Source organism: Pseudomonas sp. H2_D02 (assembly GCF_054677635.1).
Map to the genome: position 1 here is coordinate 2,997,324 of NZ_CP162816.1, position 17,507 is coordinate 3,014,830.

Genomic DNA, 17,507 nt, shown 5'->3' on the forward strand with positions numbered 1-17,507 from the left:
CAAGCTCGCTCCCACAGGAGGCCATGTTTGAACACAGTCCACTGTGGGAGCGAGCTTGCTCCGGGCGGCGTTCCGACGATGAGGCCTTCAAATACCGCGAGAATCCAGGATCAGTTCCCAGCACCTCGCCAAATCCCTTTCCCACTCAACCGCTCCCGATCATGGGCCACGGTGAAATCCTGATTCGGCCCCTTGGGCACGATCCCATTCGGGTTGATGGTCTTGTGGCTGCCGTAGTAGTGCCCCTGGATGTGAGTGAAATCCACGGTCTCGGCAATGCCCGGCCATTGGTACAGCTCTCGCAGCCAGTTCGACAGGTTCGGGTAATCGGCGATGCGCCGCAGGTTGCATTTGAAGTGACCGAAGTACACCGCGTCGAAGCGAATCATCGTGGTGAACAAGCGGATATCGGCTTCGGTCAGGTATTCGCCGGCCAGGTAGCGACGGGTGTCCAGCAAGGCTTCCAATCGATCCAGTTCGGCAAACAATTGGTCGAAGGCTTCTTCATAAGCGGCCTGGGTCGTCGCGAACCCGGCGCGGTACACGCCGTTGTTCACCGCCGGGTAGATACGCCCGTTCAACGCATCGATCTCATGGCGCAGGTGTTCGGGATACAAGTCCAAGTCGTTGCCGGTCAAGCCATCAAAAGCGCTGTTGAACATGCGGATGATTTCCGCCGATTCGTTGCTGACGATGCGCCGCTTCTGTTTGTCCCACAGCGCCGGCACGGTGACGCGGCCGGTGTAGTCGGGCGTGTCGGCGGTGTAGCGCTGATGCAGGAATTGCAAATCGTCGAGTTTGTCGCCCGTCGAGCCGTGGGCCTTGTCGAAGGTCCAGCCATTTTCCAGCATCAGGTAGCAGACCACCGAGACGTCGATCAGGTTTTCCAGGCCCTTGAGCTTGCGAAAGATCAGCGTCCGGTGCGCCCAGGGGCAGGCCAGGGAGACGTACAAATGGTAGCGTCCGGCCTCGGCGGCAAAACCGCTCTCGCCCGAGGGGCCGGCGCTGCCGTCGGCGGTCACCCAATTGCGCCGTTGTGCCTGTTCACGCTGGAAGCTGCCGTCCTTGCTTTCATACCACTGGTCCTGCCAGCGGCCCTCGACCAACAAACCCATCTGGATGTCCTCGCTCAATAATCATTGGAGACGAGTCTATTCCGATAGGTTCGAACTAATAGCGCAAAGGTTGGGCGCTGATGATCGATTAAATCGATCTGTCTCGGGCATGCCAGTACTGGCGTGCCTTGTCGAGCGCTTCGTCGCGAGTAACGCCCAGGCCGCGCAAGGCCAGGGCCATGGTAGCGATCAGCGCCAGTTGCGGGTAACTGTCTTCGATGTCGCCACGCCAGATCGCTTTCAAATGCTCGGGGTCAAGACTCTCCGGTTTGACGTGGCGTTGCTCGGACAGGCGCGGCCATTCCTCATCCCAGCTGCTGCCGCCAGTGGTGCCGTACAAATGGCTGTCGGCGTCCGGATTGATCTCGATCTCGCCGCCGTCGCCCTTGATCACGATGGCGGTGTCGCCGAGCAAGCCGCTGGCCTCGCGGTGCACGGCCTGGTAGCCCGGATGAAAGATGCTTTGCAGCCCGCAGCGTGCGGCCAACGGGTTGAGGATCCGCGCCAGGGAGTGGATTGGCGAGCGCAGGCCCAGGGTGTTGCGCAGGTCAATCATGCGCTGCATCTGCGGTGCCCAGTCCACCAGCGGCATGAAGGCCAGGCCGCCGTGGTCCAGTGCGGTGCCGACCTGCTGCCAGTCGCGGCACAACGGGATGCTCAAGAAACCCAGCAGTTGCTCGGTGTAGAGCCGGCCCGCCGTGTGGGCCCCGCCGCCGTGCATGAAGATGCGCACGCCGTTTTGTCCGAGGCATTTCGCGGCCAACAGATACCAGGGCAGATGACGCTTCTTGCCGCAGCGTAGGTTGGCCAGTCGAGGTCCACCGCCAATGTCGGTACCTCCAGGCGCTGACGCAGGGCGTCGGTGAAGCCCGCCATTTCCTCGGCGCTTTCTTCCTTGTGCCGCAGCAGCATCAGGAACGCACCCAGCTGGGTTTCTTCAACCTGCTCGTCGAGCACCATGCCCATGGCTTCCCGCGCTTCTTCACGGGTCAGGTTGCGGGCGCCACGCTTGCCTTTGCCAAGAATGCGCACGAACTGGGCGAACGGGTGCTCGGCGGGGGTTTCAAGGGTCAGTGCTGGGAAGTCGGTCATAGGCAATTCGTCGGTTTGGGCAGGCCCGCCAGCTTGGCGGCGAGTTTGGCGGGAGTGCCTTTGAACAATCGGTTCAGGTGCAGGCTGTTGCCTTTGTCCGGCCCCAGTTTCAGCGCGGTGTACTTGATCAGCGGCCGGGTAGCGGGGGACAGCTGGAACTCATCGTAGAAGGCCCGCAGCAGTTCGAGGATTTCCCAATGTTCGGGGCTCAGCTCGATGTCTTCGGCAGTGGCCAAGGCGGTGGCGACGTCGGCGGACCAGTCATTGAGATCGGTCAAATAGCCATCTTTGTCCAGCGCAATGCCGCGCTCGCCTACGGTCAGGGTCTTCATAGCCAGGTGTTGACCTTGTCATGCTGGATCGACAGTTCGACGAAGCCTGGATAATCGATGGCCTCGGCCCAGTCCGGAACAGGCAAGGCGCGGGCCTGTGCGTCTTCGGTCAGGACGAACACTTTGCAGCCGCTGGCGTGCAGCGTGGAGAACGGCGCGGTACCGGGTTGCAGCGCGTAGGCCGCGTCGCCGCACAGCAGCAGCGCGTCGTGAGTGCCCAGGATCCGCAGGCAACTGGCGAGACGGCTGTCGCCGAAGGGGGAATGAGACAACACATGCAAGGTCGACATCAGAGGGTGATCACCTGGTCATAGCGGTCAATGAGCGCGGCGATGTCCGCTGCGCCCAATACGTTCAGGTCGTCCAGCGCCAGGGCATCGACAGCGAGACCGCGTTCGGCGGCGCTGTCGGCGCAGACAAACAGGTCGTCGACGCCAAACATCGGCAATGCCTGCAAGTTGGCGCTCAGGTCCTTTTGCTGGACAACCTTGGCGTGCTGTCCGGCGGCGAGCTGGAACACGCCGTCATCGAGAAACAGCAGGCCGATGGGCAGGTCGAACGCGCCGCCGGCCAAGACGATGTCCAGCGCTTCCCGGGCGCCAGGGCCAGACCATGGGGCCTGGCGGCTGATGAGCAACAAAGACTTGGCCATCATGCGCCTCCAAAACAGATCAAGCGGTCGGCGTCCTGGATCGCATCGTGCAACTGGCCGAGCCCGGACAACGCCCAGGGCGCTTCGACACTGGCCGCCGAACGCTGGTAGCGCTGGGCTTCTTCCGCGTTCAACACGCCACGGCGCAACGCCGCCGCGATGCACACCACGCCGTCGAGCTGATGCTCGGTGACGAATGCGCGCCACTGCTGGGGCAGGTCTTGTTCATCCTGAGGCGTGACGACACTGTTGGCGGCGTTGTAGACGCCGTCCTGGTAGAAAAACAGCCGCACGATTTCATGCCCGGCGGCCAGCGCTGCCTGGGCAAACAGCAAGGCGCGGCGCGAGGAGGGCGCGTGAGCGGCGGAAAACAGCGCGATGGCGAACTTCATGACGGACCCGATCAGCAAAACTGCGGCCATGATAATGCTTTATGGACGAGGGGGCGATTACAGGTCTTCCAAAACAGAACCCAGATGTACTCATTGTGGCGAGGGGATTTATCCCCGCTGGGGCGCGCAGCGGCCCCTCTTTAGGTCGCTGTGGTTTGCCTGATACACCGCGTTGGCACATCCGGGGGCTGCTTCGCAGCCCAGCGGGGATAAATCCCCTCGCCACAGCGGGTTGTTCAGCTTTGGCTTTCGAGGCCATACAGCTCGCAATACTCTGCCCATTCCATCCCCGCCATTTCCGCCACTTCCTTGTGCACTTCCATGCGTTGGGCCTGGTAGTCCTCGGCTGAGTCGGTCGTTAGCAACAGCGTCAGTTCCCAGGCGAACAACCCGACGCTTTCGGCCTCGGCTTCGAATGCTTCATGCAACCGCTCGGCGCGGTATTGCGCGGCGGTTTCGCCCTTGGCCTGGGCCAGCAGCGGGTTGAGGTTGTCCAGTTCGTCGCGCAGCTCGGGGCGTTCGTCGAGGAAGATCTGCAGGGCTCGTTCGTGTTGCTGTTCGGTTGTCGCCATGGTCGCTCCTTGGTCGATAAGCCAACAGGTTGCGCGAATCGATAGCCGTTGTCGCGTGCAAATTTCGGTAAAGCCGCACGGCAACAGGGGGCGCAATGCTACAGTCCGTTTTTTTCTCGATGAGTGAATGCGATGCGAATGCTGATGGTGGCCGTGGCCGCGACCCTGCTGGCCGGCTGCGCGGGTTCGGCGATGGAACAAGCCCGGACCCAAGCCCCCTACAAGACCCTGGCCTCCGACAAGCCGCAGCAGAATGTCGCCGAGTGCGTGAAGTTTGCCTGGGAAGATGAAGCGGTGTTTGGTGTCGATGCCGACGCCTACTTGCAACCGGGCAAGAATGGCGGCTCGACGGTGTACACCCGCTCGGCCGAATCGTTTGTCGATCTGCAAGCCAGTGCCACGGGTACGGCGTTGAATTACTACGCCAAGCATGACGACTTTGTCGCCAAGCGCCGGTTGGCGGCGTTGGCGACGTGTCTTTGAGCTGATAGACCGAGGTGTCTGCCTTCGCGAGCAGGCTCGCTCCCACAATGACTGGGGTGGCCTGACTATTGTCCCCGTGGGAGCGAGCCTGCTCGCGAAAGCGCAGAGTCAGTCGGCAACGATGTTGAATAGTTAACCGCTTTCGCGAGCAAGCCCGCTCCCACAAGATCGGTATTTCAATCGGCCTGGATCAGGCGCTTCTGGAAGAAGAAACGCTGATGCCCCGGTGGATAGTCCTCGATCTTGCCGCACTCGGTGAAACCATGCCTGCGGTAGAAGTCCGGGGCCTGGAAGTCGAAGGTGTCGAGCCAGATGCCCACGCAATCCTTTTCCCTGGCCAGCTGTTCGGCCATCTGCATCAATTCCGAGCCTGTGCCCTGACCCCGGGCCTGTTCAGGCACGACCAGCAACTCGATATAGAGCCAACGAAAAAATACTCGGCCGTATAGTCCGCCGACGATTTCGTCGTGCTCGTCGCGCACCAGCCAGGCGACCGGTTCTGGCGCGCTTCCGCCTGTCTGGGCGATGTTATAGGCCCGCAGTGGCGCGAGGATGGCCTGGCGTTGTTCATCGGTTGGAGCGTCCGTGCGTTCGATTCGCAGCGTCATCAGTGATGTCCTTGTGCATTGGGATGATCAAGCGCAGTGAGCCTATCCCAAGGACGACGATGACGTAAGTCGCTCGACGGGAAACGGGCACATTGCGCAAACCGAGCCATACTCGTCTGTGCTTTTGAAGCGATCCCGACCCTTAAAACAAGAAGAGACCGACTCATGAAGTTCGAATCCCTGGCCCGGACCCTCATCGCCACCTCGCTCTCCCTCTGCTGTCTGACTGCCCACGCTGCGTCCCAAGCCCCGGTTGCCGCGGAGAACGGCATGGTGGTGACCGCCCAGCACCTAGCGACCCACGTTGGCGTCGATGTGCTCAAGAGCGGTGGCAATGCGGTGGATGCGGCAGTGGCGGTGGGCTATGCCCTGGCGGTGGTCTACCCGGCGGCGGGCAACCTCGGTGGTGGCGGTTTCATGACCTTGCAGATGGCCGATGGCCGCAAGACTTTCCTGGACTTCCGTGAAAAAGCGCCCCTGGCCGCCACGGCGGACATGTACCTGGACAAGGACGGCAACGTCATCCCCGAACTCAGCACGCGCGGCCATCTGGCGGTAGGCGTGCCCGGCACCGTCTCCGGCATGGAACTGGCGCTGAAGAAATATGGCAGCAAACCCCGGGCGGAATTGATCGCGCCGGCCATCAAGTTCGCCGAGGACGGTTTTGTCCTGGAGCAGGGGGATGTCGATCTGCTGGAAACCGCCACCGATGTGTTCAAGAAGGATGCGCGTGATTCCGGCGCGATCTTCCTGCACAACGGCGAGCCGATGCAGGCCGGCCAGAAACTGGTGCAGAAGGACCTCGCCAAGACGCTACGGGAAATCTCCACCAAGGGCGCCGATGGTTTCTACAAAGGTTGGGTCGCCGACGCTATCGTCACGTCCAGCCAAGCCAACAAAGGCATCATCACCCAGGCTGACCTGGACAAGTACAAGACCCGCGAACTGGCACCGGTGGAGTGCGATTATCGCGGCTACCACATCATCTCCGCGCCGCCACCCAGCTCCGGCGGCGTGGTGCTGTGCCAGATCATGAACATCCTCGACGGCTACCCGATGAAAGACCTGGGTTTCCACTCGGCACAGGGCATGCACTACCAGATCGAAGCCATGCGTCACGCCTACGTCGATCGCAACAGCTACCTGGGCGATCCGGATTTCGTGCAGAACCCCATCGACCACCTGCTGGACAAGAACTACGCGGCGAAGCTGCGTGCGGCGATCGAGCCGCAGAAAGCCGGTGACTCGAAACAAATCAAACCCGGCGTGGCCCCCCATGAGGGCAGCAACACTACCCATTATTCGATCGTCGACAAGTGGGGCAACGCCGTCTCCGTCACCTACACCCTCAACGACTGGTTCGGCGCCGGCGTGATGGCGAGCAAGACCGGAGTGATCCTCAACGACGAAATGGATGATTTCACCGCCAAGGTCGGCGTGCCCAACATGTACGGCCTGGTGCAGGGCGAAGCCAACGCCATCGCGCCGGGCAAGGCGCCGCTGTCGTCCATGAGCCCGACCATCGTCACCAAGGACGGCAAGACCGTGATGGTCGTCGGGACCCCGGGCGGCAGCCGCATCATCACGGCAACCTTGCTGACCATCCTCAACGTGATCGACTACGGCATGAACCTGCAGGAAGCGGTGGATGCGCCGCGCTTCCATCAACAGTGGATGCCGGAGGAAACCAACCTGGAAACCTTCGCCGCCAGCCCCGATACGCTCAAGCTGCTGGAGAGCTGGGGGCATAAGTTTGCCGGGCCACAGGATCCGAACCACATCGCCGCGATCCTGGTGGGCGCGCCGTCATTGGGCGGCAAGCCGGTGGGCAAGAACCGCTTCTACGGCGCTAACGATCCACGCCGCAACACCGGATTGTCGTTGGGCTACTGACCATTCGAAGAGGGAAACATGAGCACCGCATTACTGATTATCGATGTCCAGGAGGGGTTGTGTGCTGGCGAGGAGGAATGCTTCGACAGCCAGCGCCTGGTCCAGACCATCAACGACCTCAGCGCCAGGGCGCGGGCTGTCGACCTGCCGGTGATCCTGGTCCAGCATGAAGAGCTGGACGGTTCGCTGGCACATGGCAGTGCCGCCTGGCAATTGGCCGGCGGCCTGCTCACCGGACCTGATGACTTGCGGGTGCGCAAGACCACGCCGGACGCGTTCTACCAGACCGACCTGCTGGCGCTGTTGCAAGCCCGGAGCATCGATCGCGTGGTGATCTGCGGGCTGCAAACCGACTATTGCATCAACGCGACCGTGCGCCAGGCCCATGCCCTGGGGTACGAAGTGGTCCTGGCCGCCGACGCCCATTCGACGGTGGACAACGGCAGCATGACGGCGGAGCAGATCATCGCCAATCATAACCATCGACTGGGGCGGTTGAGCAGTGCGGTGTCGCGGATCGATGTGATGCCGGCTGGCCAAGATCCGCCTTTGATTCAAAACCAGCGAACGCTCAGGTCAACTCTGTGGCGAGGGGATTTATCCCCGTTGGGCTGCAAAGCAGCCCCAGCTGTGCCTGTCACTGCGGTGTAGCAGTCGGGATACAGGGGGCCGCTTCGCGACCCAACGGGGATAAATCCCCTCGCCACAGGGAGCTGCGGGAATGGTAACGGATCTTATGATCACCACAGCAGCGCGCGCATTGGCGGCGGGGGACCCGGTGGCCGCGCTCAATCGTGTCGCCTTGCGCAATGATGCCCCGGCCCTCGCGCTTCGTGGCATTGCCATGGCCCAGTTGGGAGAGCTGGAAAAAGCCAAGGGCCTGATGCGGCGGGCCGGTTTGGCCTTCGGGCCCAGGGAGGCCATGGCGCGGGCGCGGTGCGTCGTCGCCGAGGCTGAAATTGCCCTGGCTTCCCGTGACCTCGCCTGGCCGATGAAGCGCCTCGACGCCGCTCGGTCGGTGCTCGAAACCCAAGGCGATCGAGCGAACGCGGGCCATGCGCGGACCATCGAGATTCGCCGGTCGTTGTTGATGGGCCGGCTCGACGAGGCCGAGCTCAAACTCGTCGAGCTGGACCTTGACGGCCTGCCTTTGGCGTCCCGGGCGGCTTGCGAATTGGCGACCGCTCGGCATTGCCATGCGACGACTGCAGGCGCAGACCGCCCGCGAGGCCCTTGAACGGGCCGGGCACGCCGCACGGCAAGCGGGCATTGGCGCGTTGAATGCTGAAATCGAAAGCGCCTGGCAAATGCTGCGTATGCCCGCAGCGCGCCTGGTCGCCCGAGGCGAAGAGCGCTTGTTGCCACTCGAAGAGGTGCAAGCCCTGTTGGGCGGCGCGGCGCTGGTGGTGGATGCCTGCCGATATGCGGTCGGCAACGCAGGCCGCCAGATTTCACTTGCCCGGCGCCCGGTGCTGTTTGCCCTGGCCCGCGAACTGGCTCAAGCCTGGCCCGGCGATGCCTCGCGGGAAGTGCTCGTAACCCAGGCCTTTGGCTTGAAGTTGACGGACGACTCCCACCGCGTCCGGCTGCGGGTCGAGATGGGACGGTTGCGCAAGGCGCTGCGTCCAGTGGCCGACGTCGTCGCGACCCGGCGCGGTTTTATCCTGACGCCACGCCATGCCGACGAGATCCAGGTACTGGCGCATGTCGTCGAGCAACCCTGCGGGGCGGTGCTGGCGCTGTTGGCGGATGGAGAAGCCTGGTCCAGCTCGGCCCTCGCGTTGGCCCTGGGCACCAGCCAGCGCAGTGTGCAGCGAGCCTTGGAAACCCTTGCGGCCAATGGCAAGGCGCAGTCGTTCGGTCGCGCCAGGGCCCGGCGCTGGACGGCGCCACCGATGCCCGGATTCGCGACGGTATTGTTACTCACTGCGCTGCCGTTCGATGGCTAGGATGCAATCACACCCACCGATGAGGCGATGTGAGATGAAACGTTCAGAGGCACAAATCCTGTGTGAATACGGCCCGTTTCCAGGCGTCGACTGCGTGCACGGCGTGAGCCATGACGGCGAGCGCGTCTGGTTCGCCTCGGGCGAAAAGCTGCACGCCCTCGATCCCGCCAGTGGCCAGACCGTGCAGTCCCTTGATGTTCCAGCGAATGCGGGCACGGCATTCGACGGTCAGCATCTGTTCCAGATTGCCGGCGACAGCATCCGCAAGATCGATCCGCGCACCGGCCAGGTAGTGGCGACGATCCCGGCGCCCAACAGTGGTGATGACTCCGGCCTGGCATGGGCCGAAGGTTCACTTTGGGTCGGTCAGTACAAGGCGCGCAAGATCCTGCAGATCGACCCGGCCGACGGCAGGATTCTGCGCACGATCGAATCCAACCGCTTCGTCACGGGCGTGACCTGGGTCGATGGCGAGCTGTGGCATGGCACCTGGGAAGATGATGAAAGCGACCTGCGGCGTATCGATCCGCAAACGGCGCAAGTGCTGGAAAGCGTGACGATGCCGCCGGGGATCGGCGTGTCGGGGCTGGAGTCCGATGGTGCGGACCGGTTCTTTTGTGGCGGGGGCGGCAGCGGCAAGGTGAGGGCGGTGCGTCGGCCGGTTTGAGGGCTGGCCAAGTTCAGTATCTGAAATACCGCATTTGTGGCGAGGGGATTTATCCCCGCTGGGGCGCGCAGCGGCCCCTCTTCCCTCACGGCCCGACACACCGAGCACTGGTTCAGGGGGCTGCTCCGCAGCCCAGCGGGGATAAATCCCCTCGCCACAATGATGTCTGCCTATTGGCTTATGGCGCGCCAAGCACCATCGTCCAGTACACCCCCGCATCACTGCTCGGATCGCTGGCGGATGCGGCGCCCATCTGGGTAAACATCGGGTTCATCAGGTTGGCGCAATGCCCGGGGCTGGCGAGCCAGTCGCCCATGGCCTGGCTCGGCGAGCGTTGTCCGGCGGCGATATTTTCGCCCAGCTTATGTCCGCGAAAGCCGGCGCCCTTGGCCCGGTCGGATGTGGAGCGACCGTCCGGGTCGCGATGGGCGAAATAATTACCCCGGGCCATGGCGCGGCTATGCCCGAGGGCGGCGGTACCCAGGGCGGCGTTCCAGCTCAACGGCCGAGCGGCGGCAAAGCGCTGGCGCCCGCACATCCGTGGCTTGGCCCTGGCGGCGTTGACCTGGGCCAGCAGCGTCTTGTCCGGCGCGCCCGCATCGCTCATTCGCGTGCTGCCCCCCATGGGCTGCGCCAACACCACGCGCCACTCGTCACCGACCCGATTGACGCCGATATCGGCGTACCGATTGTCCAGCAGCGCCGCGCAATGCTCGTCTGCGAGCATTTCCAACGCTTCGTCGGCGTCCCGTGCGTCGGTCAGGCGAATGCTGCGTACCTCGCGGGCTTGATAACCCACGTCCTTCAGTGCGTCGCGCAGTCCGCCACGGAAACCGATCGGCAACGCCAGGTTCGAGCGCAGTACCAAGGGGGGCGCGGCGCGCAATCTTTGCCAGTCACACCGTTGGGACTGGCTGCGGTAATCGTTGATAGCGCTCACCAGTTGCCCTTCGCCCCGGGCATGGGCCGGGTTGGCGAGGAGAGAAGACAGGATCGTGAGGCACAGCGAAGCGAAACGGCGAGAGCGAACAGGATGGCGCATGGGGCGAACGGCTCGGGAGGGAATTGCCTTGACGCCAGAACGGCGCCGGTCAGCCCTGGATGCATCGTTCAGGGCTGGGGTAGGACTGCGGCTTTTGAAACTAGTTTCAGAGCTGGCAAACACTCAAATCCCTGGACCCACACAGCCCTCTGTGGCGAGGGAGCTTGCTCCCGCTGGGTTGCGCAGCAGCCCCGGTTTTTGCGACCGCTTCGCGCTCGAGCGGGAGCAAGCTCCCTCGCCACAAAAGCATTCAGTTGTGAGCTTCCACCGGCGCCTTGACCCGCTCAACCTTGCGCCACGTCAGCAACACGATGCCAGTCACCACGATCGCGCCGCCCAGGATCTGCCCCGGGTTGAGCATCTGGTCCAGCACCAGCCAGCCGATCAGCAGGGTCGCCAGTGGTTCGATGTTCATCACCGGGGCGTTGCGCGGCATGTCCAGGCGCGGCACGCACATGAACAAGACGATGAAGCCGGTGCCGTAAAGCACCATCAGGGTGGCGAGCGCCAGCCAGCCGGTGCTGCTGGCGGGGAAGTCAAGGCCGCCGGGCAGGGCCCCGGTGAGGCCGGCGAGGTTGACGCTGCTGAACACAATGAAAATCGTCAGCAGGCTGCGTACTGAGCCGCGCACCTGGGACAACTTGTGATCGGTGATCCACAACGCGCACGCGAAGACACACGCGGCGCAGAACGCCAGGCCAACCCCCAGCAGCCATTGCGGGCCGACATCCGCCTGGGACGCCAACCGCGTCGGCACCTCCAGCACGAATACTAGGCCCACCAGGATCAAGCCCATCAGCGTTGCGGTACGGGCAGTCGGGCGCGGGCCGCCGAGGGCCCAGGTCAACAGGGCCAGGAGAATCGGGAAGACGTTGCCCACCAACAGAGCCAGCGCCACCGGCACCCGGGCCACGGCGGAATACAGGCACAGGCTTTGGGCGCCGATCAGCAGGCCCAACGCCAACTGCCAGCGCCAGGCGCCGGGCGGCAGGCGCAAGCTCTGGCGTTGCCACAACACCATCGCCGCCAATACCAGCAACGTCCCGCCCGAGCGCAGCAGGATCGCCAGCAACACGCCGGCCCCGTCATCGAACGCCGCCCGCGCGGCGACATGGTTGCCAGCGAAGGCGCAGCCCATGCAGAGCAGAATGAGCACGGCGATCGGGCGGGGGAATGGAATGGGAACATTGGATGCGGCGATGGAGCGGGTCATGGCAGGACGTCTCAAAAGGAGGGCGCGAAACAAGCCCTATTAGCGTAATGCTGCTCACTTAAGAAAAGGGGGGCCCGTGGCGAGGGAGCTTGCTCCCGCTCGGCTGCGAAGCGGCCGTAAAACCGGCGAATGCGGTGTATATAAAACTCCGCATTCAGCAGTTTTGGGGCCGCTTCGCGACCCAGCGGGAGCAAGCTCCCTCGCCACAGGTTGTTAGACGATCTTGAGTGAGCAGCGTCAGCCCTTTAGCGGGCTTTTGATTTTGTTGTCGTACAACTGAGTCGAATTTTTACCGTATATGGCGAGCGCTAACAAGCCTGTCGGAAAACGCTTCTTGGTTTCAGTGTCAGGTTATATGCCGCGTTCAAGCCGATTTCGGCTTTTTCTACGCCGTGAAGGCCGCTGCCAAGCAACAACTGTATTTTTGATCTTGTACGATGTCCTATCAGAGAGTAAAACAAACGTCCCCGTCCAATAATAATTAACGGAGACGTACGATGGATGCTTCGCAACCTGCAACCGCCGATCAGGGGCGCCGGATCTTCCTGAAGAAATCCCTGGTGGTCTCGGCCGCCGCCGCGACACTTGGAAACCTGTCCGGCCTGGCCCAGGCCGAGCCGCTGAGCCAGCGCTATCCAGACCCCCTGATCAATATCCTCGACCCCAGCTTCATGGACTTGCGCATCTTCAACGCCAGCGTCGAGAAGCTCGCCAGCGGCTTGCGCTGGGCGGAAGGGCCGGTATGGATCGGCGACGGTCGCTACCTGCTGGTCAGTGACATTCCCAACAACCGCATCGTGCGTTGGGATGAAGTAACCGGTGGCTTGTCGGTGTACCGCGAGAACTCGAACTTCTCCAACGGCATGTGCCGCGATCGCCAGGGGCGGTTGCTGGTCTGCGAAGGTTCGACCACGACGAGCGAAGGTCGGCGCATCACGCGCACCGAACCCAACGGCACCATCACCGTGCTGGCCGACAGTTTCGACGGCAAGCCGTTGAATTCGCCCAACGACATCGTCTGCAAGCGGGACGGCTCGATCTGGTTCACCGATCCACCGTTCCAGACCGGCAACAATTATGAAGGGCACAAAGTCACCCCGGCGCAGCCTCACGCGGTCTACCGCATCGACGGCCAGACCGGCAAGCTCAGCCGTGTAATCGACGATTTGGCGGGGCCCAACGGCCTGTGCTTTTCCCCGGACGAAAAAACCCTCTACGTAGTCGAAGGCCGGGCCAAGCCCAACCGTTTGATCTGGGCGATCACGGTCAAGGATGACGGCACCCTGGGGGAGCGGCGCAAGCACATCGAAGGGCTGGACTACGCGGCCATCGATGGGATCAAGTGCGACGAGAGCGGCAACCTCTGGTGCGGTTGGGGCGGGAATGGCGATCCCAAGGCCGACCTGGAAAAACTCGACGGCGTGCGGGTGTTCAACCCCGAGGGCAAGGCTATCGGGCACATCTCGTTGCCGGAACGCTGCCCGAACATCTGCTTCGGCGGGCGAGAAGGCAACCGGCTGTTCATGGCCGGCAGCCACTCGCTGTACTCGTTGTTCGTGAACACCCGGGGGGCGACGTTCGCCTGACCAAAAAATAGGCTCAGCAACGTCTCTCAGTGAGTCGAGCACCTGTTTTGTGGCGAGGGGATTTATCCCCGCTGGGCTGCGAAGCAGCCCTCAAACCAGGCAACTCGGTGTGCCAGGAATATTGAGTTCACAGGTTTGGGGCTGCTGCGCAGCCCAGCGGGGATAAATCCCCTCGCCACGATTTTCACAATCATTGGATAGAGGGCGTCCTGGACGCCCTCGGCCTCAACCCAGCTTCACGTTCATGGTGATCTGCGCCGTGAACACCTTCTTGCCTTCCACGTCATGAATGTCCACCGGCACGATCTTGTCGCCTTCGGTCTGCCAGTCCACCTCGTCGCCATTCGCAACCGCCGTCACATCGCTCTTGGCCTTGGCCAGGTATTGCACGCTCATGCCTTTGGGAATCCAGCGGGCGCCTTCCGGAATGGAAACGTTGGTCATCATGCCCGCAGCCAACTCGGCGGCGTTGCACATGGCGATCGCGTGGACTGTGCCCAGGTGATTGGTGATTTCCTTGCGAAACGGCACCTGCACGGTTGCCGCGCCCTGGCGCAACTCTGTGACCAGCGGGTTGATGGTGGAAAAGTACGGTGCCATCTGACAGGCCATTTTGCTGAAGGCGTCCGGACCTGCGCTGTTGAACATACCGAGAACCTGATTCATGTGAAGCCTCGCTGACGAGTGATTTTGCGGAATGATGTTCTTTTACAGAATAATGTTCTGTAACGGAACGGTATTCTGTTGGTGGCGAATCTGTCAAGCTGTGCTCACTTCATCACGGGCAACCCAGCGCCCGGTCCATCCAACGAACCGGTTAATGCCAAGCATGGAAACAGCAGATTTACTCGAACGCGCCTTCCCCGGCAGAAGGGCCGAGCTCAAGCGCGATATCTTTCGCAAGGCCCTGGCGCTGTTCAACGAGCAGGGCATCGAGGCGACCACCATTGAAATGATCCGCACCGAATGCCAGACCAGCGTCGGCGCGATCTACCATCATTTCGGCAACAAGGAAGGCTTGGTGGCGGCGCTGTTCTTCACCGCCCTGGAGGATCAGGCGCGTTTGCGCGAGCAATATCTGTCCGAGGCGACAACCGCCGAACAGGGCGTGCAAGCGTTGATCTACAGCTACGTTGATTGGGTGGACAGCCAGCCCGAATGGGCGCGTTTCCAGTATCACGCGCGCTTTGCGGTAACCAAGGGACCGTTCAAGGACGAGCTCGCCAGCCGCAACACCTCACGTAACGGTCAACTGTGGCAGTGGCTGAGCGCCGCAGAGCAGGGCGAGGCGCTCAAGCGCTATCCCGCCGAGTTGATGTTCTCGCTGATCATTGGCGCGTCTGAAAGTTATTGCCGGGCATGGCTGGCGGGGCGGGTGCCCTCCAGCCCGAAGGCTCACCGGGAGTTGTTGGCACAAGCGGCGTGGCGCTCCATCAGCGCTGAGTGACGATCACAGAGGGCAGCTCCACAATTCCACGGCCGGTTGTTGCGCATCGGGCGGCCCCAGCCAATGCGCCATCGGCTGGCAAACGCCGGCGTGACACAGCTGATAGTCGCCGGCCTGGGGTGTGCGGCCGAGCTTCAGCGGTTGCAGCGGCGGCAGTTCGCGGTGGTATCGCCAACTGCCGTTTTCCAGCCGAGCGCCCTCGGGTATTTCCATGCCGGCGCCGTTGCCCTTGACCCTGGCCTCACCCAGGATCAGGCCCTGTTCGCTGACCCGATAATCCTCCTCCCAACGGATCTTCTCGATGGTGTGGTTCCAGGCCAGCGTGAACTCGCTGAGTTCAAGGTGTGCCCAGACCACGCCGGACAAGCCCAGGCACAAGCCAATCACGCCAAGGCTCGCCCGACACGTCGTGAGCGCCAGACGTGCTGGAAAATCAGCAGCGCACCCAGCACGAAGCCGATCTCATCGGTCAGGGGCAGGGCAACCACCAGCATCGCGCCGGCGGCAAAACACATCAGGCGTTCCCAGACCGGCATTTTCTGTTGCAGGTATCCAGTGGAAGCCATCCCCCAGAGCCCGACGGCCAACAACGTCTTGACCACCATGTACGCCGTCATCCACAGATTGTCGCCCTGCAGCATCAACGCCGGGTTGTACACCGTCATGAATGGAATGACGAAGCCGGCGAGGGCGATGCGCACCGCCCAGAAGCTGATCTTCAGGCCGCTCTCCCTGGCGATGGGCGCGGCGGCGAAGCAGGCCAGGGCCACTGGCGGGGTCAGGTCGGCGAGGATGCCGAAATAGAACACGAACATGTGCGACACGATCAGCGGCACGCCAAGTTCCAGCAGCGCGGGCGCGGCAATCGAGCTGGTAATGATGTAGTTCGGGATGGTCGGGATGCCCATGCCCAGCACCAGGCAGGTGAGCATGGTCAGCAGCAGCGACAGGAACAGGTTGTCCTTGCCGATCGCCAGGATATAGCCGGCGAACGTGGACGCCACGCCCGTCAGCGAGACCACGGCGATGATGGTGCCGACCAAGGCGCAGGCGATCCCTACCGGAACGGCGTGCCGGGCGCCGTCCACCAAGGCGTGCAGGCAGACGACCAGGGTTTCCCGGGTGCCTTTCATGAACCAGCAGGCCACCACCAGCACGCCGATCACCGCGAATACGATGCCGATACCGAGCCGGAAGAACCCGACGCAAAGGATGCCCAGCGCGACCCAGAAGGCGCAGCGCAAGGCGTAGTTCGACACTTTGAGAATGATCGCCGAGCCGAGGATCACGATGGCCGTCAGCGCCAGCCCGACCATGCCGGAGAACAGCGGCGTGCGGCCGGAAAAGAGCAGGTAGACCAGAACGGCCAATGGGATCAGCAGGAACCAGCTCTCCTTGACCGCGCCCCAGGCGCTCGGGCATTGGTCCTTGGGCAGGCCCTTGAGGTCGGAGCGCTTGGCTTCCAAGTGAACCATCCAGAACACCGAGCCGAAATACAGGCACGCCGGAATCAGCGCGGCCTTGGCGATCTCCACGAACGGCACGTTGATGGTCTCGGCCATGATGAACGCCACCGCGCCCATCACCGGCGGCATGATCTGGCTGCCCATGCTCGACGTCGCTTCCACGCCGCCGGCGAACGCGGCCTTGTAGCCAAAGCGTTTCATCAGCGGAATGGTGAACTGGCCGGTGGTCACGACGTTGGCGATGCCCGAGCCGGTGATGGTGCCCATCAGCGCCGACGACACCACGGACACCTTCGCCGGGCCGCCCAGCTTGTGGCCGAACAGGCCCATGGCAAAATCCGTGAACAGCTTGATCATGCCGGCCTTTTCCAGGAACGCGCCGAACAGGATGAACAGGAAGATGTAGGTGGCCGATACATAGGTCGGCGTGCCGTACAGGCCTTCGGTGCCGAAGGCCAATTGGTTGATGATTTGATCGACGCCGTAGCCGCGATGGGCCAGTTCGCCTGGCAAGTGTTCGCCGAACAGGCCATAGGCGAGAAAGAGGCCGCAGATGATCGGCAAGGCGATGCCCATCACCCGCCGCGCCGCCTCGAACACCAGCACGATCAGCATGACGCCGATGACCATGTCCGCGGTCGTCAGGTCGCCGGAACGCTGGATCAGGTCGGCCTCGAACACCCATTGATAGAGCGCCGTCGCCACGCTCGCCAGGCTCAAGGCCCAGGCCAAGGGCTGCCAGGGCCGTTGCTTGCCGTGGGCCGGGTAGCTCAAAAATACCACCCACAGCAGAAAGCCCACATGCACCGCCCGCAGCACGATGCTGGAAACCGGTGAAAAGGCCGCCGTGATGATCTGGAATACGGAAAACAGCAATGCCACGTAGAACAGCGTCTTGGGCCAGTCCCGTGGGTCCGTGGCGATGCCGTGCTGGTCTTCACTCATGAAATGCCTGCCTGTTGTCGACGTGCGGAGGTGAAACGCAATGCTGCAACGGC

The 17,507-nt window shown here is 62.7% G+C and carries 17 protein-coding genes and 3 pseudogenes; 7 read left to right on the forward strand and 13 right to left on the reverse strand.

Annotation, left to right across the window (positions count from 1 at the left end; translation table 11 throughout):
* Positions 1-110 precede the first annotated feature (110 nt).
* From AB4N42_RS13890 to AB4N42_RS13920, 7 genes and pseudogenes are all read right to left on the reverse strand, one after another.
* Entirely contained in the window at positions 111-1,115 is a 1,005-nt protein-coding gene (locus AB4N42_RS13890) for a glutathione S-transferase family protein (protein WP_460116315.1), read from the reverse strand.
* 88 nt (positions 1,116-1,203) lie between these two features.
* Positions 1,204-2,207 (reverse strand): annotated as a pseudogene (locus AB4N42_RS13895) (glycosyl transferase family protein).
* Positions 2,204-2,539, reverse strand: coding sequence for a TusE/DsrC/DsvC family sulfur relay protein (locus AB4N42_RS13900; protein WP_030141349.1), 336 nt, complete (start codon positions 2,537-2,539; stop codon positions 2,204-2,206). The pseudogene AB4N42_RS13895 and the gene AB4N42_RS13900 overlap by 4 nt, the downstream one beginning before the upstream one ends.
* Positions 2,536-2,829 (reverse strand): sulfurtransferase complex subunit TusB, encoded by a 294-nt coding sequence (gene tusB, locus AB4N42_RS13905; protein ID WP_030141350.1) that lies wholly within the window; start codon positions 2,827-2,829, stop codon positions 2,536-2,538. Before tusB ends, AB4N42_RS13900 begins: the two co-directional genes overlap by 4 nt.
* Entirely contained in the window at positions 2,829-3,191 is a 363-nt protein-coding gene (gene tusC / locus AB4N42_RS13910) for a sulfurtransferase complex subunit TusC (protein ID WP_198796057.1), read from the reverse strand. The genes tusB and tusC overlap by 1 nt, the downstream gene beginning before the upstream one ends.
* Positions 3,191-3,583 (reverse strand): sulfurtransferase complex subunit TusD, encoded by a 393-nt coding sequence (gene tusD, locus AB4N42_RS13915; protein ID WP_334598804.1) that lies wholly within the window; start codon positions 3,581-3,583, stop codon positions 3,191-3,193. Before tusD ends, tusC begins: the two co-directional genes overlap by 1 nt.
* A gap of 236 nt (positions 3,584-3,819) precedes the next feature.
* On the reverse strand, positions 3,820-4,155 hold the full coding sequence (locus AB4N42_RS13920) for a DUF6388 family protein (protein ID WP_030141353.1): 336 nt from the start codon (positions 4,153-4,155) through the stop codon (positions 3,820-3,822).
* 132 nt (positions 4,156-4,287) lie between these two features.
* Here AB4N42_RS13920 and AB4N42_RS13925 point away from each other — a divergent pair, with 132 nt between their 5' ends.
* Entirely contained in the window at positions 4,288-4,638 is a 351-nt protein-coding gene (locus AB4N42_RS13925) for a hypothetical protein (RefSeq protein ID WP_460116316.1), read from the forward strand.
* Positions 4,639-4,814: 176 nt separating this feature from the next.
* Here AB4N42_RS13925 and AB4N42_RS13930 read toward each other — a convergent pair whose 3' ends face one another.
* Positions 4,815-5,246, reverse strand: coding sequence for a GNAT family N-acetyltransferase (locus tag AB4N42_RS13930; protein ID WP_030141355.1), 432 nt, complete (start codon positions 5,244-5,246; stop codon positions 4,815-4,817).
* A 165-nt stretch (positions 5,247-5,411) separates the two neighbouring features.
* Between AB4N42_RS13930 and ggt the strand changes: the two genes are divergently transcribed.
* From ggt to AB4N42_RS13950, 4 genes and pseudogenes are all read left to right on the forward strand, one after another.
* Positions 5,412-7,139, forward strand: coding sequence for a gamma-glutamyltransferase (ggt, locus tag AB4N42_RS13935; RefSeq protein ID WP_030141356.1), 1,728 nt, complete (start codon positions 5,412-5,414; stop codon positions 7,137-7,139).
* Positions 7,140-7,157: 18 nt separating this feature from the next.
* Positions 7,158-7,673, forward strand: a pseudogene (locus tag AB4N42_RS13940) (cysteine hydrolase family protein); the annotation flags it as partial.
* A 187-nt stretch (positions 7,674-7,860) separates the two neighbouring features.
* Positions 7,861-9,088: pseudogene (locus AB4N42_RS13945) on the forward strand (helix-turn-helix domain-containing protein).
* Between the two features lie 34 nt (positions 9,089-9,122).
* Positions 9,123-9,755, forward strand: coding sequence for a Vgb family protein (locus AB4N42_RS13950; protein ID WP_460116317.1), 633 nt, complete (start codon positions 9,123-9,125; stop codon positions 9,753-9,755).
* A 178-nt stretch (positions 9,756-9,933) separates the two neighbouring features.
* Here the strand turns inward: AB4N42_RS13950 and AB4N42_RS13955 are convergent, their stop codons facing one another.
* Entirely contained in the window at positions 9,934-10,797 is an 864-nt protein-coding gene (locus tag AB4N42_RS13955; RefSeq protein WP_217859889.1) for a CAP domain-containing protein, read from the reverse strand.
* A gap of 250 nt (positions 10,798-11,047) precedes the next feature.
* Entirely contained in the window at positions 11,048-12,010 is a 963-nt protein-coding gene (locus AB4N42_RS13960) for an EamA family transporter (RefSeq protein WP_198796062.1), read from the reverse strand.
* A 497-nt stretch (positions 12,011-12,507) separates the two neighbouring features.
* Here AB4N42_RS13960 and AB4N42_RS13965 point away from each other — a divergent pair, with 497 nt between their 5' ends.
* Entirely contained in the window at positions 12,508-13,596 is a 1,089-nt protein-coding gene (locus AB4N42_RS13965; protein ID WP_198796063.1) for an SMP-30/gluconolactonase/LRE family protein, read from the forward strand.
* 225 nt (positions 13,597-13,821) lie between these two features.
* Here AB4N42_RS13965 and AB4N42_RS13970 read toward each other — a convergent pair whose 3' ends face one another.
* Positions 13,822-14,262, reverse strand: a complete 441-nt coding sequence (locus AB4N42_RS13970) for a hotdog fold domain-containing protein (protein ID WP_030141362.1) — start codon at positions 14,260-14,262, stop codon at positions 13,822-13,824.
* 163 nt (positions 14,263-14,425) lie between these two features.
* Between AB4N42_RS13970 and AB4N42_RS13975 the strand changes: the two genes are divergently transcribed.
* Positions 14,426-15,043, forward strand: a complete 618-nt coding sequence (locus AB4N42_RS13975) for a TetR/AcrR family transcriptional regulator (RefSeq protein ID WP_217859887.1) — start codon at positions 14,426-14,428, stop codon at positions 15,041-15,043.
* A gap of 3 nt (positions 15,044-15,046) precedes the next feature.
* On the opposite strand, the gene AB4N42_RS13980 is transcribed toward AB4N42_RS13975, so the two are convergent.
* Positions 15,047-15,430: a DUF1850 domain-containing protein gene (locus AB4N42_RS13980; RefSeq protein ID WP_030141364.1), complete on the reverse strand. Its 384-nt coding sequence runs from the start codon at positions 15,428-15,430 to the stop codon at positions 15,047-15,049.
* On the reverse strand, positions 15,427-17,454 hold the full coding sequence (locus AB4N42_RS13985) for a TRAP transporter permease (protein ID WP_460116318.1): 2,028 nt from the start codon (positions 17,452-17,454) through the stop codon (positions 15,427-15,429). Before AB4N42_RS13985 ends, AB4N42_RS13980 begins: the two co-directional genes overlap by 4 nt.
* Positions 17,455-17,507 lie beyond the last annotated feature (53 nt).

Bases quoted from the DNA above. Each gene is read 5' to 3' on its own strand.
- AB4N42_RS13925 (WP_460116316.1), top strand. From the start codon at position 4,288: ATGCGAATGCTGATGGTGGCCGTGGCCGCGACCCTGCTGGCCGGCTGC.
- AB4N42_RS13900 (WP_030141349.1), bottom strand. From the start codon at position 2,539: ATGAAGACCCTGACCGTAGGCGAGCGCGGCATTGCGCTGGACAAAGAT.
- AB4N42_RS13920 (WP_030141353.1), bottom strand. From the start codon at position 4,155: ATGGCGACAACCGAACAGCAACACGAACGAGCCCTGCAGATCTTCCTC.
- AB4N42_RS13890 (WP_460116315.1), bottom strand. From the start codon at position 1,115: ATGGGTTTGTTGGTCGAGGGCCGCTGGCAGGACCAGTGGTATGAAAGC.
- tusC (WP_198796057.1), bottom strand. From the start codon at position 3,191: ATGGCCAAGTCTTTGTTGCTCATCAGCCGCCAGGCCCCATGGTCTGGC.
- tusD (WP_334598804.1), bottom strand. From the start codon at position 3,583: ATGAAGTTCGCCATCGCGCTGTTTTCCGCCGCTCACGCGCCCTCCTCG.
- AB4N42_RS13950 (WP_460116317.1), top strand. From the start codon at position 9,123: ATGAAACGTTCAGAGGCACAAATCCTGTGTGAATACGGCCCGTTTCCA.
- AB4N42_RS13930 (WP_030141355.1), bottom strand. From the start codon at position 5,246: ATGACGCTGCGAATCGAACGCACGGACGCTCCAACCGATGAACAACGC.
- ggt (WP_030141356.1), top strand. From the start codon at position 5,412: ATGAAGTTCGAATCCCTGGCCCGGACCCTCATCGCCACCTCGCTCTCC.
- AB4N42_RS13970 (WP_030141362.1), bottom strand. From the start codon at position 14,262: ATGAATCAGGTTCTCGGTATGTTCAACAGCGCAGGTCCGGACGCCTTC.
- AB4N42_RS13975 (WP_217859887.1), top strand. From the start codon at position 14,426: ATGGAAACAGCAGATTTACTCGAACGCGCCTTCCCCGGCAGAAGGGCC.
- AB4N42_RS13960 (WP_198796062.1), bottom strand. From the start codon at position 12,010: ATGACCCGCTCCATCGCCGCATCCAATGTTCCCATTCCATTCCCCCGC.
- tusB (WP_030141350.1), bottom strand. From the start codon at position 2,829: ATGTCGACCTTGCATGTGTTGTCTCATTCCCCCTTCGGCGACAGCCGT.
- AB4N42_RS13965 (WP_198796063.1), top strand. From the start codon at position 12,508: ATGGATGCTTCGCAACCTGCAACCGCCGATCAGGGGCGCCGGATCTTC.
- AB4N42_RS13985 (WP_460116318.1), bottom strand. From the start codon at position 17,454: ATGAGTGAAGACCAGCACGGCATCGCCACGGACCCACGGGACTGGCCC.
- AB4N42_RS13955 (WP_217859889.1), bottom strand. From the start codon at position 10,797: ATGCGCCATCCTGTTCGCTCTCGCCGTTTCGCTTCGCTGTGCCTCACG.